The 17,236-nt window shown below is 32.9% G+C and carries 17 protein-coding genes and 1 pseudogene; 1 reads left to right on the forward strand and 17 read right to left on the reverse strand.

Annotated elements, in window-relative coordinates:
- Positions 1-117 precede the first annotated feature (117 nt).
- Genes J2W48_RS19645 through J2W48_RS19660 form a run of 4 tightly spaced genes read right to left on the reverse strand, consistent with a single transcriptional unit; the run spans position 118 to position 2,901 of the window.
- Positions 118-576, reverse strand: coding sequence for a hypothetical protein (locus J2W48_RS19645; protein WP_310283494.1), 459 nt, complete (start codon positions 574-576; stop codon positions 118-120).
- 38 nt (positions 577-614) lie between these two features.
- Complete coding sequence (locus tag J2W48_RS19650; protein ID WP_310283496.1) at positions 615-1,874, reverse strand: hypothetical protein; 1,260 nt, start codon at positions 1,872-1,874, stop codon at positions 615-617.
- Between the two features lie 31 nt (positions 1,875-1,905).
- Positions 1,906-2,484, reverse strand: a complete 579-nt coding sequence (locus tag J2W48_RS19655) for a hypothetical protein (protein ID WP_310283497.1) — start codon at positions 2,482-2,484, stop codon at positions 1,906-1,908.
- A gap of 21 nt (positions 2,485-2,505) precedes the next feature.
- Positions 2,506-2,901 carry a hypothetical protein gene (locus J2W48_RS19660; RefSeq protein ID WP_310283498.1) on the reverse strand — a complete coding sequence of 132 codons (396 nt, stop codon included), beginning with the start codon at positions 2,899-2,901 and terminating at the stop codon, positions 2,506-2,508.
- Between the two features lie 419 nt (positions 2,902-3,320).
- Between J2W48_RS19660 and J2W48_RS19665 the strand changes: the two genes are divergently transcribed.
- Positions 3,321-3,551 (forward strand): hypothetical protein, encoded by a 231-nt coding sequence (locus tag J2W48_RS19665; protein ID WP_310283499.1) that lies wholly within the window; start codon positions 3,321-3,323, stop codon positions 3,549-3,551.
- A gap of 12 nt (positions 3,552-3,563) precedes the next feature.
- Here the strand turns inward: J2W48_RS19665 and J2W48_RS19670 are convergent, their stop codons facing one another.
- The 13 genes and pseudogenes from J2W48_RS19670 to J2W48_RS19725 form a co-directional block, all read right to left on the reverse strand.
- Entirely contained in the window at positions 3,564-4,730 is a 1,167-nt protein-coding gene (locus tag J2W48_RS19670; RefSeq protein WP_310283500.1) for a hypothetical protein, read from the reverse strand.
- Between the two features lie 332 nt (positions 4,731-5,062).
- Positions 5,063-6,928, reverse strand: a complete 1,866-nt coding sequence (locus tag J2W48_RS19675; RefSeq protein ID WP_310283501.1) for a leucine-rich repeat domain-containing protein — start codon at positions 6,926-6,928, stop codon at positions 5,063-5,065.
- 247 nt (positions 6,929-7,175) lie between these two features.
- Positions 7,176-7,721: a hypothetical protein gene (locus J2W48_RS19680; RefSeq protein ID WP_310283502.1), complete on the reverse strand. Its 546-nt coding sequence runs from the start codon at positions 7,719-7,721 to the stop codon at positions 7,176-7,178.
- Between the two features lie 201 nt (positions 7,722-7,922).
- Positions 7,923-8,879 (reverse strand): DUF4303 domain-containing protein, encoded by a 957-nt coding sequence (locus J2W48_RS19685; RefSeq protein ID WP_310283503.1) that lies wholly within the window; start codon positions 8,877-8,879, stop codon positions 7,923-7,925.
- Between the two features lie 127 nt (positions 8,880-9,006).
- Positions 9,007-10,926: a hypothetical protein gene (locus J2W48_RS19690; protein ID WP_310283504.1), complete on the reverse strand. Its 1,920-nt coding sequence runs from the start codon at positions 10,924-10,926 to the stop codon at positions 9,007-9,009.
- A gap of 11 nt (positions 10,927-10,937) precedes the next feature.
- Complete coding sequence (locus J2W48_RS19695) at positions 10,938-12,650, reverse strand: leucine-rich repeat domain-containing protein (protein WP_310283505.1); 1,713 nt, start codon at positions 12,648-12,650, stop codon at positions 10,938-10,940.
- A 115-nt stretch (positions 12,651-12,765) separates the two neighbouring features.
- On the reverse strand, positions 12,766-13,641 hold the full coding sequence (locus J2W48_RS19700) for a hypothetical protein (RefSeq protein ID WP_310283506.1): 876 nt from the start codon (positions 13,639-13,641) through the stop codon (positions 12,766-12,768).
- Positions 13,642-13,700: 59 nt separating this feature from the next.
- Complete coding sequence (locus tag J2W48_RS19705; protein ID WP_310283507.1) at positions 13,701-13,979, reverse strand: hypothetical protein; 279 nt, start codon at positions 13,977-13,979, stop codon at positions 13,701-13,703.
- Positions 13,980-14,007: 28 nt separating this feature from the next.
- On the reverse strand, positions 14,008-14,574 hold the full coding sequence (locus J2W48_RS19710; protein ID WP_310283508.1) for an imm11 family protein: 567 nt from the start codon (positions 14,572-14,574) through the stop codon (positions 14,008-14,010).
- A 51-nt stretch (positions 14,575-14,625) separates the two neighbouring features.
- Entirely contained in the window at positions 14,626-14,904 is a 279-nt protein-coding gene (locus J2W48_RS19715) for a hypothetical protein (RefSeq protein ID WP_310283509.1), read from the reverse strand.
- Positions 14,905-15,020: 116 nt separating this feature from the next.
- Positions 15,021-15,278 (reverse strand): annotated as a pseudogene (locus tag J2W48_RS23165) (CbrC family protein); the annotation flags it as partial.
- 66 nt (positions 15,279-15,344) lie between these two features.
- Positions 15,345-15,500: a hypothetical protein gene (locus tag J2W48_RS19720; protein ID WP_310283510.1), complete on the reverse strand. Its 156-nt coding sequence runs from the start codon at positions 15,498-15,500 to the stop codon at positions 15,345-15,347.
- Between the two features lie 37 nt (positions 15,501-15,537).
- Positions 15,538-17,223: a hypothetical protein gene (locus J2W48_RS19725; RefSeq protein WP_310283511.1), complete on the reverse strand. Its 1,686-nt coding sequence runs from the start codon at positions 17,221-17,223 to the stop codon at positions 15,538-15,540.
- Positions 17,224-17,236 lie beyond the last annotated feature (13 nt).

A 17,236-nucleotide genomic window follows, 5' to 3' on the forward strand; every position in this document is an offset into this window, starting at 1 on the left:
GGCTTTTGTGCTAAAAAACTATTTAATTTTAAATGATTTAGAACTATCCCTTTATCAGAGAAAATCGATTGTCTTTTATACTAAAATCTGCGGGTTATTTTATATTTTTAAAGGGTATTATTTCTCTTTTATATCTTTAATCTTAGGAAGATACTTGTCTAAAAATAGTTTTAGAACAAGTCTTTTATCCTTCTGATTATGGCAGTCTAAAAATACTCCCGTATCTTTCAATACTACATCATAATATTGCAAATCACTCTGGGCATCATGAATCACAATGGTATTATAGTCGGACACTTTTTCAGACAAATTCTCATTCGTGACGTTTATAGACGGATGGATTGGATCCAAATACACATCAAAAGTATCTACTTTATAATGCGGACTGTTGTTATACTTATTACAATAGAATCGTCGATCGCCCTGTTTCAAAACAAATGCGACAATCGTTTGAAATTCTTTTGGTGAAAACTCTTTTGTAATATCGATATACGGATTCTCCATAGTTCTGTTTTTTTGAAAACAACAGGCATTCAGAATAAAAAAGAAAATGATGTAGCTTGAAATTTTATTCATAATAGCCTATTTAATTAGATACATTCAAAGTAAATCACTTAACAATCGTAATATTCTGGTTCAAAGGTCAATTCTTTATTTGTCAACTGCATAATTGTATCTGCAAGACGATTAAAAAAATGACATTCCTGTGAAAATATTTCGTAATGGTTCACATCTTGTTCTAAAATAAGTGCCAAAGTACTGCCTCCTCTGCCTCTTGCTGGCAGTGTATTACGTATGCTAAATGCTTTTATTTCGTCTTTGGAATAAACCTGCGAAAAGGCACCACTTGCAAATCCAATTTTATCATTTACATCATCCATCCATATAATTGTTTTATCTTTAAATTGATTGGCAATTATGGGAGGGCGTCTTTTTATTTTATCATTTTTTTTATAGTCATTGCGCATAGTAACGCTTCCGCCTATAAGTAAAAAAGCGCTCACTACAAGTTTGTTTTCATAGGCTGCATTTACAAGCAATTCCGGATATGTTCTGCGGTTTTGTATAGTAAACGAAGTATATCCGCCATTATACATGTGAGCTGAATCGTAGGTATAACAAATAGATACACTCATATTATCAACATCAAAATGAATGTTTTTTTGATCGGCGCGTTCATAACCTGCTTTATTTGCATTGAGTCCAAGATCACGGACCAATACTTCTTTCAAATCACTATAACTTTTATCGCTGCCTTTTTGATCAAAACAGTCGGTATGAAATTCAAGTACAGGAGCATCCATGCGCACTTCATCGAAGTAGGATGCAACATCGTAAAGTTTAATACTTCCAATACGTATGGGATATTTGTATGTCAGTAACGTTTGTCCATATGGAGAGGTAGCACGAAATACGGAATCATTTTTTTCTAAAGCAGCAAAGCTTATATCCCAAGAAATAAATTGAGGTTCAGGTGACAAAATTTCAAACCCCAAATGATAGTCACTATGCTGCGCCTGAAGGATTGCATAGGTAGGTACATAAGTACGTCTCCAAATTTGTTTTTTTGCTTGTTCTTGTTTGGAAATTGTTTCAAAAAATAGGGCATCATCAAACAAAAAACGTTTGGAAAGTTCGGTATATACCACCTCAAAGCCAGTGCTTGTTGTAGGTATGGTATGTTGATGATGATCAAATATAAACAGAAGGGATTCCTTCTTAGCATTTACAACCACATACACATATTGAATTCTATCAATTGTAACCTCACTATTGGAAAAGTACAAATTTCCTTTACAATGTATTTTGTCATCAACAAGCGTTACACTCCCATTTGTATTTTCCAATGGGAACGTATATTTTTTATTAGGCATATATAATCACTATTTAATTCAAATATTCTATTTATTTGTTGGTAACTAATATGTCGATCCATTGTTTTAGATCTGTTGCAATCTGTTGTTTTATATCATTGTACTGGATTGTTGTTATCCGTTTATGCTGTTTCTGTTTTCTTAATTCCTTTAATCGTCCAATTATTTTTTCAAATTTCACTAAATCAATCAACATAAAATTCTTTTCATAATAATCAACCAGTGTTTGTAACGCCTGTTGTATTTTATTTGATTCTAATAGTGTCTGTACTTCCTTAACAACAGTAAGAGTCAGGTTTTTATAATTCCAGTTATCAATATGTTCTATATACGAATCTATTGAAGAAATAAAAATGGAATAGCAATTCACTTCAAGAAAGCCCAAAACGGCATGGATTCTTTCGGAGAAAATTTCTAATGAAGCGTTTTCTCGTATTTGATTTCTAAGACGTTGCCCTTTAGTAAATCCAACACCGAAACCAACTAACCATTCCCCTTCGAGTTTTTCATACTCAAAATCACGGGTTAGATACCACAAATCAAGATCGGTAACTAAGCCTGTTTTTAATCCTTCTATTTCACCTACGACTATTGGAGCGTATTCACCCATTTGAATAATGCTGTTGTCGCATTATTCATCTTCACAGACGGCATCCATATAATCAAAAATACCCGATGCTATCATTTCAATTTCCTGAACTTCCCAATAGCTATCATCATTTATCTGTTTTCCTTGAAAATTAGATTTGATTTTTTTGCGGTACTTAATAAAGTCCTTCATGTCGTCTTGTCCACCGGCAGAAACAGGAAGCCAAGGCAAAAATTCAATGAATTGATCCATTAATACAAACAAATCTGTGATGTTTTCCTGGGTTAAACCCTCTCCTTCCGGGAGTGCTTCATAAAAATTTGTTATAGCTTCCGCTTGTGTTTTCAAATTTTCTAAATGGTGAATTTTAAACCATGCATAATCATAAGGCCCATCTAAATTGGGCGCATCAGCAGGTGGAATGTTTTGTTTTTTCATAATTCAAAATAATTAATTTCAAGATACTAGTCGGCAACAAATAAAATTTATATAAATTACTTTTACCAGGCATCTCAATAAGTATAAATGGTTAATATTCAAATGAAATTTCATATTAAAAAGCAGCTGCTTGTATTTTTGAAGACAATGTTGCACTATATTTAATAGTCTCTTCTTTGTGCTCAGATATTGCAGCAATCCATGTCTCTGTTTGGAGTTTGATTGGTACACTATGCATTTCTTTATATTTATCAGTTTAAGTTAAGAACAAATATAATTCGGGTTTGTTTTTTTGCAATCATTACTTATAATGAAATTTGAGTTTGTAATAAAAAACTATTTAATTTGAATAATTAGAAATGTATCTTTATCAGAGAAAATGAATTTGTATCATAATCAAAAAGCTAAACCGAATTACTATGAAAAATAACACTGATGCAGATATTTTACAGATCAAATTAGGAAATCTTGCCGCTCAATATAGGTCTTCATCAGAAGGTAGTCCTGAACATTATCAGGCACTTAATGAATATTACGCCGCCTTTCAGGAATTAGTTCAACTCTGTGGAAAAATAGTGGGATTAGACCCTGATGCGGAATTGCCAGATCATCTTATGCCAAAAGAATATGTAGAATATTGGTTAAGATAGAAATCAGGATTTTTATTTTGTTTTATAATGCTGCATTTCTTTATAAAAATCTTCTTCATTGCATTTTTCAAAATCACGTGCCATTACCAAAAAGTGTTTTGATTTGGTAAATGATTTCGAAAAATCAAAATGCATCAATCGCTTGCAAACCCTTAAATAGGTATCAAATACCTGTTTCTCCCATAATTCGCATGCCTCATCGTCCAGCCTTGAAATCTTTTCTCCATATGAAGTTGTGATCAAATAATTGGACTGGATTGCAATTGGATAAAAATCAATATCAATTGGGTTAGGTTCATCATTTTCAGAAAAATACTGCATATCCGGTGCATTGTATAATTCATACAATTCTTTATCCTCGAAGTTCCCTTCTATCTCCGAAGTTATTCCAAAAGCAATTGTTGGCGGAAAAGGCCCCTGCATGCTGTATTCAAACAATATGCAATAAACCGGTTCTGCTATTTTTATCTTTTCCAGAATCTGGTCTGCAATGTTTTCAACCAGAAAATCTTCCAATTCAGCTACTACTTTTTCAATATCCTGATCCGATACTTTTGCATCATAGACAATACGGATTCTTCCATCTGAAGCAGTTTCTGTAATCTTTGCCAAATTTCCTTCAGCATCATAAGTCAATTGACCAATGCAATAATGATCGTGATTAGGCCATTCTGATTTATAACTTTTAATAAAATTTCCTTCGCATGTATAGGTTTTAAGCGACATACCGTATTCACTACATTCTGCAAACTGATAAGGCATTCCTTCTTTAAAATAGAGATAATGCAAGCTGATTGCTTTTATACTCTCCTGATTTTGATATACTTCATAACTTTTGTAGTACTCATCTGTATATTCGTAAAGTGTACTGTAAAAAATACCGCCACCGTGATGTTCCCTCTTAAGATAGGCTTTTCTGTTTTTGAGACTGATTTTGTATTCGTATAAATCATCCGTTTCAGGATTAAAATCATCCTCAGATTCAATTGTCAGCTTTGCATCTGGTGACAAGACCTGATTATAAAGCTCTGCAAAAAAAGGCTGGATTTCATGCAAATTATATTTTGACTGAATTGTAATCAGATTTTCATCTGACAAAACATCAATTTCTCTCTCAACAAAGGTGTCAGCAATTGAATCGAATTCTTTTTGTATTTTACTATATAATGTATCGTGCATATTATTTATTCAATATGATAATAGGAACTAAATCTGTAATAATTATTCGTACCAAATTATAGGCTTCATTTTTATCAAATGAATTATCTGTTAATGATTGACTTAATATTGAAATATTTTTTTCAGGATTCGTTTTGTGCCATTTATATTGAAGTAATTCGGCTATTTCTTCTTTCTTAATTAGAAAAACTAGTAATTGGTTTACTGCTTTTTTATTAATATTATTTTTTGCAGGTTTTTACAATTTCATAAAGATATTCACTTTCTAATTTTTCAGGAATTTTACTGCCTAAACATTTCAATTATTTTAGGAAGGTTATCTTATCTTCTTGCTATTTATTTTCTTCTTTTTTTGCTGAAATTAATGTTTCTAATTCTGGTGAAGCAATATCTATTATTTGTTGTAATAAGGCATCTAAATATTCTTTTCCATAATAAGTTCTCGCCTCTTCTTGATATTTAAACATAATCTCTAATAATTTTTTGTGTAGTGCATCATCATTGGTATTTTTAAAAGCTGGAATAAAAAGATCTTCCATGCCATCACCACCATTGGTGTTTAGCATATCTGTGGAAGCTTTTTCCAAGAGGTTATATAATGCTTCTGAAGTGAATTGAGGAAATAAGTCATCAATTAATTGGTCATAAACAGTAGAACTCCATAAGCGGTGTCCGGCATCATAATATTTGCATGCATTATAAAATTGTTCAACCATATTTTTCTGTGTTTCTACATTTTTCCTTGTAATAATTTCTTCTGAAACAATCAAAGAAGCATTGTAATTATCATAGATTACAGATTTAAAAGTCATTTCAAAAATCGTAATTAGTGTTTTCCCGGAAAGACTTTTTATGTGTTTCTGAATCGCATTGTCTAAAATTTCAATTTTTGTAATTTTTTCTTCTTCAATTTTTAGATTAAAATAATCAGCCAGAGGGTTTTCTTTATTATTATAATTAGCGTCTACTAGTTTGGATAAATAAGAAATAGCTTCTTCAAATTTTGAAATATCGTCACTCTCTAATTGGGTTATAATAGTATTTATTGTGGGTAATTCTCTAATTTCAACTCTTTTTTTCCAGTTTTCTGAAATTTTATATTCTGCTTCTAATTCTTTAATATTTGAGTGATTGTAAACAGGACCAAAATCTTTAATATAACGACAATTTTGGATGCCTAAAGTTTCTAATAACTTTAAAGAGGAGATTATTTCAATTGATTTGATGGGATTAAAAGTGAGCTCTAATTTTTTTAAATGCAAACCTTTTAGACCGTCTATGTCTACTAAATTATAACTTGTTGCCAGGATTAAGTCTTCCAACCGGGTAAAATTTGAAAAACCAGCACAATTTTTTAAAGCAGAATATCGTAAATCAAGTTTTTTTAAATTTTTAAGGGGAGTAATAGGAGTAATATCAAAAACCTTACAAGAACCTAAGCTTAGTTCTTCTAAGCTTTTAAGTTCTCCAATAACTTCAGGTATCGGTTTTAAATATTTGGACTCACGAGTATCACCATGATTGAGAGAGCCGTCTAAATTAAGTTTTTTAAGTTTTTTAAGTTTTTTTAAATTGCTGAAATCATTGGGTAATTTTATTAAGGAACTATCAATTTCTAATACTTCTAAATTTTCTAATTGAGTAATGACTTCTGGAAATGACTTCAAAGGTAGCCCTCTTAGTTTTAATTCTTTAAGCTGTTTTAGATTTACTATAGAATTAGGTATAGTGCTCAATCCACACTCAACTAAGTTTATGGATTCTAATAAATTTTGATTACCAATTGCATCAGGCAATCGTTGTTCTTTCAGGAAGTTCCCCCAAACCTTAATTTTTTTTAGATTAGGGAATAAAATAATTATTTGTTTAGTATCAATTTCTACATTCTTCACACTAGTATCAAGCTCTTCTACATGAGACATTGGTTTTAGTTTGGTAAAATCACAATTTCTCCAAAGTGTTAAATATCTAACATGAATAAGCAGTTCTAAATTATTTGGGGTTTCAAAAAATTCTTCTCTTGATTGACCATGAAAACTTAATTTCGTAATATTGGGATATTCATTTATAATAAGTGGGATTTCAAATTTTTCGGTACAATTGTCAAACAGGATTTCTTCAATTTCGTGTGGATTTAATATTTCTGAAAAATTAAAAGTTTCTTTTGCTAAATCAATTATTGCTTTATGGGTTTTCATATTATTTCTTTATAATTATTTGATTACAAAATTAATTAAATACAGACTTTAAGGAATCACCATAAATAGTGAAATAGAATTAATCCTTAATTTCATCAAAAGGATCAGGGTAATGCGGTTGGGAAAAAATTGAAAGGTGATGTAACTTAAAATCCCCTGAGTTAATTTGTGCATTTAAGAAAAATACATTAAACAATATGAGTATTGCTATTTTACGGTAATGAACCTTTCTTATAAGAAAATAACATTACAATGAATAAAAGATTTCAGGAAGTTCATCATCAAAAGCGCTAAACCCAAAATGGCATGGTGATTTCCTTGGGAGCTTATTGAAAACATCCATTTGTGTTATTTCCGAAATAATTTTTTCAATCACTAATTGAAAGAGGTAGATGATGACGGTGTAGTCATCTCCAACAGTTTCAAAGCTATTTTCTCCAGTACAATCGAAATATTTCTGAAAGAAGGAATTATTGTCAATTGCAGTGTCGGCCATGATGTAACCTTCATCAAAGGCTGTATCTTCATTATTATCCGGAGAAAAATCGATGGTAATATTTCCGTCATATTGGTTCCAGTTAAAACTAACTGCACCGATCTTATCAATATCATTATCTTCTAAGTTTTGAACCGATACCGTATCAAAAAAAGATATAATTTGGTTAAAACAACTTAAGGATAACTCTTCCCAATCTATCTTTTTAATGATTGGTTTGTTGTTTACATTTTCTATCTTTTCGTCAATAACATGGTTCACTTTTTTGTAAAAATTTCCGCTTAGTTTTGTTTTCATGTTTTTTATTCCTCTTCAAAAATTATGTTTAGGGGGACACAAAATCACTATTTATGTTGATTTGCGCTTTAAATTGAGACTCTTTGTCATCTGTATTCTCAATATGAAAAATTCAAATGTTGTTGCAATGAAAAACAGCCACACTTGAAGAAATCAAGAAATAATTATTCGATGAATGACCATCAATAAGGGTAATCCTAATTAATAAATATGATTAGGAGATTTGATTTTAAAATCAGTTGTCACCCGTAGCTCAGTTAAAAAATATTTTTGATTCAATAATAACCCTTCAAATAGTAAATCTTTAGCTGTTCTATTATCGTCTTTTTTTCTTATCAAAAACGATACATCCAGCTCCTTACTATAGTCTATGAAAGGCTCATCTTTTTCCTCCTCAATAGAATGAAATGAAAAATCACCAGGGTTGAATTTTAGATTATTTATTTTTTCGGCAGTATTGTAAGAATTAGGATATTCTTCTTGATATTTTTTAAGCGTAGAAAGAAATTTTTCTTCCGAGTTGGCTTTTAATCTTCCCGCATCAATAGCTAAAACATAAAATGTTTGATTAGCGTGTTTTTTAGCAAAGGAAATTAATGAGCTGATCCAGGAATTAATTTGTGAGATGATTGATTCTTTTTCTACAAGATCAAATGGTGATTTTTGTTCACCAATCAAAAAAGATTCCATCATCTGTTGAAAAGTTCGATCGTAATGTATTTCTTTAGCTGATTCTAACGCACTCCCATATTCTCCTTCCAAGTTTGGATCTGCACCATGAACTAGTAATAAATGTACCATTTTTTGATTTCCATTTCCGGTAGCTAATTGAAGTGCCGACTGATTTTTAAACATAAGATCAACTGGAATTCCATTTTTTAATACTATATCCATCTCTCTGAGGTATTTATCTTCAGACGAATAAGAACGTAGTGCGCTAGCTTTGTCTTCTATACTCGAATTTTCAATAACTAATCTAGTGATTTCGTTAGGTACATTGTATTTCAATTGCGCCAGAACAGCTAGTTTAATGGCTGGAGCCCCATATCCATCTGGTGTTGTAAGTGTCATTTTGTTAAAGTTTCCCCCTTGATTAAGATAGGAATTCAAGAACAATGAATCTCCTGATAAAATGGCTTTGCTAATTGTATCTGTCATAGTATTTTTTATTTATGCCAACTCATGCCCCACTTTCCCAAACCATTGTTCACAGGATGTTTTCAAAAATGTTAAACTCGGTGATGAACTATCGGGACATAATATTAAATGGTTCATAATTTTTAACTTATTCAATATTATGCAGAGGCCTGTTTCTTATTTCTTCTTTTCTCTTTTCCCAGTAAGCGAGCAATTCTTCATCCGACATCTTGCTTAGCTTTTTCCAATTAATTTCCGGGTTATAGTAATAATTTTTATCAACCTCTTCCATAAACTGTTTGGTTTCCTTTAAAAACTTTTTTAGACGACTGAAATCCGAATCTTTAAATTCTTCATAAAGAGCATAAAAGGTAGAATCAGCACATAACTCGTGCAATATTAAACATTTGGTGGCTTGCACTATGGCTTGAAATTCGTCATCTTCATACAATGCAAGATGCATGAGCAGCTTGTATGGGGAGCTCAGGAATCCTTCTGATTGAGTTTCCACTTCACTTGCGCTGATCTTCAATTCTGCCAGGGCAGGTTTATCTGTGTTCCCTTCATAGGTGTAACAATAATCCAGAAACGCAACATAGTGCAAATACGCAGAGGAGTTTGTTTTTATTTGATCGATATGCTTTTCATACAGCGATTTGGCCTCCATGATCGCTTCGTCAGCCAATGCCTGCGCATGATTTTCGATATGGATATCGGCAATCTGTTTCCAAAGGTTCGCGATGTAGTACACTTCCATCGCACAATCATCCGTGGCTTTCAGGACACGCTCGTACAACGAAATTGTTTTTACCAGAAAATCAATTCGTTTGGTTCTTAATCCAATCTTATTAAAAAATTGGGCACACTGATATAAATCAATGCGTGTAATCTCATCCGGATTGTAAGCAATTGCTTTCTCCGCCCAATGCAATAACGAAGTTTCAGGAAAGATGTGTTCAATTTTTTTCCATTCAGGAAGCTCATTCAAGTGTTGGTAGGCCAAAGCTATCTGATAGGAGATTGTCGTCCCTAGAGTTGTTTCCAGGTTTTTCATTTTGGTAATAAACAACTTTTGAGCCTCAGCTTGTCCCTCTTTTATTTTCTGATCTTCTGAAAAAGGTATATAAATCAGTTCCAACAAGGAAGCCCAGGAGGCTTTTTCCGGATCAAAGTCTATTGCTTTTTCTAATTCCTGCACAGCTAGTTGCCAGAATGGAAAGGCTGTATCTTTATCAGTTCCTGTCATCCAGCGGTAGGATAATGAAAGTAAGCGATGAATCTCCAGTTTTTCTTCCGGATGTGAAATCAGATACTGTTCGAATGCTTCAACAGTATCTTTTAAAATCACCAGGGCTGTTTCCGGGGTATCTTTGCATGCTTCTTCTAATAAAATATGTAATGCAAAACTCCGGTGTTGCCATTTTTTTTCTTCCAGCAAAGCTTCCATATTTTCAACCATTGGCAATAAATATTCGATACCGGTTTTAGTAAGTTTACCACAGGCGTGATCATAGTTCATCTCCCAAAACAAATTATCATATCCATTTATGGCGAGATTTTCTTTTTCAAGCTTTGAAGTGGGATTGTTTTTGGTTTTCTCAAACAATTTATCCAAGCCATCTATATCATAATTAGAAACGTATTTCTTTATTTCTTCATGAAAAACAGTAATGACATACGGTTCCTCCAGAACTTGATTTGTTACCAAAGTATGCCTTAGGTATTGCATATAATTTTGTTCAGATACTCCCTGAAAGTATTCTTCATCAATAAAATAATATTTAAAATAAATCTGTTCCGGATCATCTGTAATTTGTATTCGTAATAAATCCATTCGTGCCTGAAGCTCTTCTATTGTGCAAAATTCAAAATAAGATGCTGATCCGTGAGGATTTTCTATATTCTCAATTACAACAAGGGGAAACTTTTTAATTTCGATTTCATAAAAAGAAGCATTACCCTGTATTTCATCAGACAAAGTTTCTAAATATGTCAGAGCATCATTTTTGTGTTGGCAGATAGCCATGAGCCACGCCTCTGTATTTTGTGTGATTTTTATAACATACATGTTGATACTATTTATGTAATGGGACTGTATTTGATGTGTTTCATATAATCAAACAAGTGTTTGTACTCAGCTGGCATTTTATTTTCTAATACTTGCCCGTCAAATATATAAAGTTTCTTCATCTCAATCATCGAGCTTGGTAAGGTGGTAATATTGGTCAGGACAATGTCTAAGTTTTCCAGGTTTTCTAATTGATTTATTTCTTCAGGCAAACTTGAAATTTTATTAGCACCAATTTGTAATCTTTTTAAATTTTTGAGCTCTAAAATAACATTAGGAAATTCTGTAAGCTTATTTGAAAATAAATTCAGGTTCTCCAATTCTTTAAGTTCGCTTAATTTTGATGAAATACGAGATATTTTTCCATGTTGGATTGTTAGCTCTTTTAATTTTGTGAAGGTTGCAATTTCATCCGGAATATCTGCCATTGCAGTATTTAACTCCAAATGAGTTAGGTTTTTTAGACGTTCAATTTCCGGAATCCATTTGGTTATATGTTTGGATGTTATTTTTAGACCGCCGGTATTATCCAGATCCAACAATGCTTCCTGCAAAGTGATTGGCAAACTATTAAAATGCTGCTCTGTCATATCAGAAGGAATGTCGGCAGATGGATTAGTATTTGTAGTGGGCCGCACCACAAATACACCACCACCCAAACGATTGCTGCCACCATTTTGAACTGATTCCATAAACACCAGTGAATTTTTGGTTCTGATAATTTTTGGCAATTGAAAAGTGCGAAGACCTAAATTGTATGCCGGGATAAGGCTTGCTTTTTCAACGTCTAAAATCTTAATCCTGAATGTTTCCCCTTTTGTTTTAAAACGTACATAAGCAGTACCTGATGCTTCTCCGGGCGCATATATGGGAATACCGCCCAGTTCCATAATACCCTGCCAACCTGATGAATATTGGGTTTTGTATTTTTCGATACTAAATTCACGCTTAAAGCCGATTCTCCAATGTACAAAAGGGTTCGTATTTGTTGTTTCCAGCCAGATCATTTCTATTGCGGGTTCTGATTGTGGAAAGGTTTCTTTTTTTGAAATATCCGGCAGGTAATAATCATCAAAATTATTTCTTTTTGTGTCTTCCTGAAATCGGCGAACCATACGGCTGTCCCTAACACCCGAAAGCAAAATCTCAATTTTTCCCTGACGTTTAAAAACCACTCCCGCTTCATGAACCTGGTCACCCAAAACCCGAAGATTTATAAATTCTATATATTCTGATGAAGTGTATAATTGTATAAAAAGTTTTTCAAAATCTCTTTGCCCCAGATTTAAGGCTGAGTTATGGATTTGATCATAAGGAAGTTCTTCTGGTTTGCCCGTTTGTAATAAAGGGATGTATGAAGTTGGACCATAAAAGCAGCCGCTTCTGTTAGAAAATGACAAAGGTGTTTTTAAAACAACAAGATTGTTTCCGTTTTCATCCAATAACGAATATGTTTTTCCGTTCGGTTTAATCTCCATTTTTGATACTCTATAATCTCCCGATTCATCTAAATCCGAATACACCATATATTGTTTTAATAACGGAATATAGAAATAACGAGGATAATAAACACGTCCACGAAGAACTGGAGCCAGTTCATATTTCTTAGATTTGCTTAGTATTGTATTCCGAAACATGTATTTATACTTCGCAGTATTTTGGGTTTGGGCGACTAGTAAAAATCCCAATAATAAAACAGGGGCTAAAATATAAAGGTTTATCATTTTAAGCATTGTGTTTTTTGGCTGGATAAAAATTTTGTAGGTATTGCTTCGTGTATTCAAATACCTGTAAGGTCGAAAAAAGACTTTGCAGGCAAATATATCAATCATAATGATTTTAATAGAATGATTCATAATACTCTTCAAACTCTTCGCTGCCATTCTTTTTTATTGCCCGCAAAACAAACGCATTGTCCGGTTCATGTCCGAGTTCAATTTCTGTAGTACTGCGTTTTCCAAACATCCAGATCATACGATCTTTAGGAGCAGGAGCCTCCTTTTGTGTTTCAAGTCTATGTATGGCTTCAAGAAAGGCTTCTTTAGTAAATGGACTACTAAGTTGAAGAAGTCTTTCTTTCAGGACAGGCAATCCTTCTTTAGCATCAAGATCTGCAAGCGCAGCGGCAACAAGTGATAAATTTTTAGTTCGTTTATGATTGCTCAGATAGTCAAGCGCCCTTGTTTTATCATTTTTTAAGATGCAGAAAGCGTAAAACATCTCAAGAATATCCTCTCTTTCCAGAATATAATGTTCATTAGATACTGCATCATCCAGCGTATCCTGAATTTCTTTTATTTCTCCCTGATATCCCAGTATGCTCAGTGCAATAGCTAAAGTTCCTTTTTCTTCATAATTAATCCGATAAACTGAATCTTCCATGTCCACAAACTCTTTATATAACAGTGGGGCAAGTTCTGTTGCGTTAAGCATTCCGACTGTTCTGCCTATTGCACCAAATATTACATGGTTAACCATTACAAGAGTGTCATAATTCCAAATTTTGTCTTTCTCTGTTTTTTTATCGCAGGCTACTTTTCGCAGAATATCAAAACTGTTTTCTAAGAAGGAGATTATTTTCGGCCTGAGTAAGGGATCATTCCCGAATCCGCTTAATGCATATATATTTTCGGGTGTGGAATAAAAATATGGAAGTGTAAGTTCGTTTTCCGCAATTTTTAAAACTTCATCAAATGATTTACTGTTTATACTCATGTTAGCAGTGTTTATTTACCAAACTTAAATTTTGAATAATCTTTTCATCATGAACTCTTCTAATAAATATCCTGATATTTCTCTTTCAATTGTTTTATAAAACCATGTGCTTCTTCTATCAACTCTAAATACTTTTTTCTCAGACCTTCCTGCCAAACCTCAGAAGATTCTGAATACAATTTTTCGTACTGTTCTATTTTATGGTCGGCACGTTCTAGTAATTTAGTTACTTCATCTAATGGAGCGTCCTCGTCTATGGCAGCATACATATCGTCTAAAAGACTGTGAAACCCGCGACCAACTTGCAACGACCGATCCTGAAATTCATCTATATCCATTTTTTTTAGTTTTTATAATGTCATTTTTTTAGCCTATCCAGTCTTCAGGCAATACAAAATCGAGATTCTCTATACCATGTTCTTCAAGTGCCTTTTTTACATCTTCATGAATCACAATGCCATTTACGGATTCCGCCAGACGAAACAAACGCTGTCCATTTATTTTGTTTTCATCAATGGATAATGAATCAAAATCCGTATCAATCAGGGCAGTACCTCCATGAGTGTCATAATCCGACTTTTCAAAATCTGCAGCCGCAACAAGCCCAATGATATTGATCAGTTTGTAATTTGTGTGGTCTATTTCTTTTACTGTATCACGGATAATGGTATCGAAACATTGAAAATTGGTAACGCCAATTTTGTGCAATATGGCAATCATTTCATCGCTGAATAATAGAACGCCTGAATAAAACATAGGCATCATAAGCCCCGGATTGTCGGGGTCTAACTCTATTATAATTGGTGTAGGGATTTCTTTTGTTACCGGTCTTCCCAACATCCAGTTTACACCTTCAAACTTTGGCCAGGAACCGAGTGCTGCAGCTTCTTCTTCAGCATCCATCCCGTAGCATTCTAACATATAATACGCCATAAATTTCTTTGTTTATAATTGTGGTACATACTTATTTTACTTACCCATCGGTTAATTACTTTCCAGGTATTTCTCTTTCAACTGCTTTATAAAATCATGTGCTTCTTCTATCAACTTTAAATGGTCGTATTCCATCTCTTCTCTCCATACTTTAGAAGATTCCGAATACAACTTTTCGTACTGTTCTATTTTATGGTTGGCACGTTCTAGTAATTTAGTTACTTCATCTAATGGGGCGTCCTCGTCTATGGCAGCATACATATCGTCTAAAAGACTGTGAAACCCTTGACCGATTGCGAGCGAACGTTCTTTGTATTCATCTATATCCATTTGTTCTGTTTTTTACCAATGTCTCTTGTGTTGTATTTACTTTTCAAAGTAAGTCCATTAAAAGATATTATCAGTCACTATAAATAATGATTGATACTGCAATATCTCTACTGATTCTATTCCACATACCCTCTATGAGTTTTACAAGTTGAACATTCAAATGCATAGAATAAACTTTCTGCGTATTCCAACTTATTAGGACTAAATTGTTCTTCATAAAAATCGTCTCCGTGATAATTATCTACTATCTCGTCATAATACTCCTGAGCATTTCCATTGGGAGATTTTTCAACGAAGTCTTCATGTTCCCAGTTACCTATATAGGTCATGAAATCATTGCAATGTATCAGCCATACAGCGCCATGATAGGTACTAAATGGTGGTGAACCCCTTCTGCTTAGGGATTTCTATGAAAATATCTAAGCGGGCTACCTTTTCCATCATAAGAGCCAGATACTCATCCTCCATCCATAGGGTAAAATGTTAGGTAGTTCCTTTAAAAGTTTTGTAACCACATCATCAATAGATAATAATTCTGCATTTTCGCCTTCGTATTCTTCCAAAGACTTCTCAAAAGTTTGTTGAAGTGTATACATAATTTTTGCTGTTAATTATGGATTCTTTTAAAAACTGTTATTCCTCTCTCTCCTCTATGTAATCCTCATACAATTCTGCCAATTCTTTTGATAGAGGTTTTATCTTTTTTAACAAAATTTTTGATGTGTATGTTTTTTCTAATAATGGAATTACGTTTTCTATATTAAATACATCATGATCCAAATCGATAGCAGCCAAGTATCTGAGTACTGTCGTGAAGTATATATCCTCTTTTTTTGCCAATTCATATACTGCATGGCATAATGCTGTTTCCTCCTGGTTTCTATAAACATATTTTATTTTGGGGTATTCAATAAATTTTTCAATTATTGATTTGATTCGTTCAGGATCATGGTTAATTGCCTCTGCAAAGAATTCAGGCTCATACATAATATCTCCTTTTGCATTTTTGATAACAAATGATAATTTAGGGCCAATACCTAACGTGTTTAAATTTAAAACTATTGTTTCAATTTGAAGTAATGCATCTACAAAGCCTTGTTTCAAAGGCAGGTCATTGGCAACAATTTGCTGATAGTCCCTTTGTTCAATTTCCTTTTGTTTTTCACTGGAATAATATAATGCATAAAATTCATCTAAACTTGTGTTCTCTAATTCCAGAGCGATAAGTGTTTCTGTCTTTTCAGAATCAAACTCAGGCAACGGGATTTTAAAAAAATTCAAATGATCAGTAAAAACAATAATTGAGTTATCGATATGATATAAATGAGAATAAAAAAAAGCATGATTGAACATTCCTGTTATAGTCGAGTTTGGTAGAGAAGATGTTACCAATAATGGAGAAAGTATTTGATCTGTATTTATTTTACGAAGAATACCACTACGCCAACACAACCAGATACCATCGGATACTACTTTAATAGTTGTCAGGTTTTCGTGAAAATCCCTTAACGCATTATTATATCCGCTGTTTTTTTCAGCAGCAAGAAAATACTCCTCCATTTCTTCGCAATCATAATCGTTACTGCCTAATTGGCTTTTCGTAAAATCCCTGACAGATAAAATGTTTAGTAATTGAAATGTTTTAAGATCAAAAAATACGATTTTATATTCAAAAACGGTTGCTCCCAAAACATCGGTTTTGCATTCAACATCATACCAGGGCATAATCCCCCTGTTTCTTTCAAGGTCTATAACCGGAGCCTGAATTTCAAATGAAAATTGCGGGGCATATGGCAACTCATACTCTTCAATATTTTTAGTATTGACATCGAGAACCAAATAACCATGTGTATACACTTTATTATCTCCTACATATTTCCAATTGTGCTGGTAAAATAAAAGATTTCCGTCATTTCTAATTTGTATCGTTTTATAAATAATTCGGGGTAATTCATATGTCTTTAAATCAAAAGTACCCAGAGAAAGTTGTGCTAAATAGTTTTGTCCGGAATCAATAGAAAAGGCAATATATAAGGTCGATTTATCCAAAGAAAGTATTGCTCTTGCACCAACCTTGCCATTCAATTTATGATCTAGTAAAAGTTGTTTTGTACCAGTATCATATACACGGATCCAACCATCCCAATTCATTACAATAAATTGTGTTTCATTGTAAAATTCTGAAAAAACGATAGGTTCCTCATCTCCTATTAGTGGGAAATTCCAATCGTTAACATACCCTTTTCCCTCTGCCTTAAAAATCTTTACATGCTGTAATCCTTCCCCTTCAATTATAATTTTGTATTTTTCTGTTTTCATATTTTGATGAATA

Origin of the sequence: Flavobacterium piscis (genome assembly GCF_031457575.1) — a bacterium.
GTDB lineage: Bacteria > Bacteroidota > Bacteroidia > Flavobacteriales > Flavobacteriaceae > Flavobacterium > Flavobacterium piscis_A.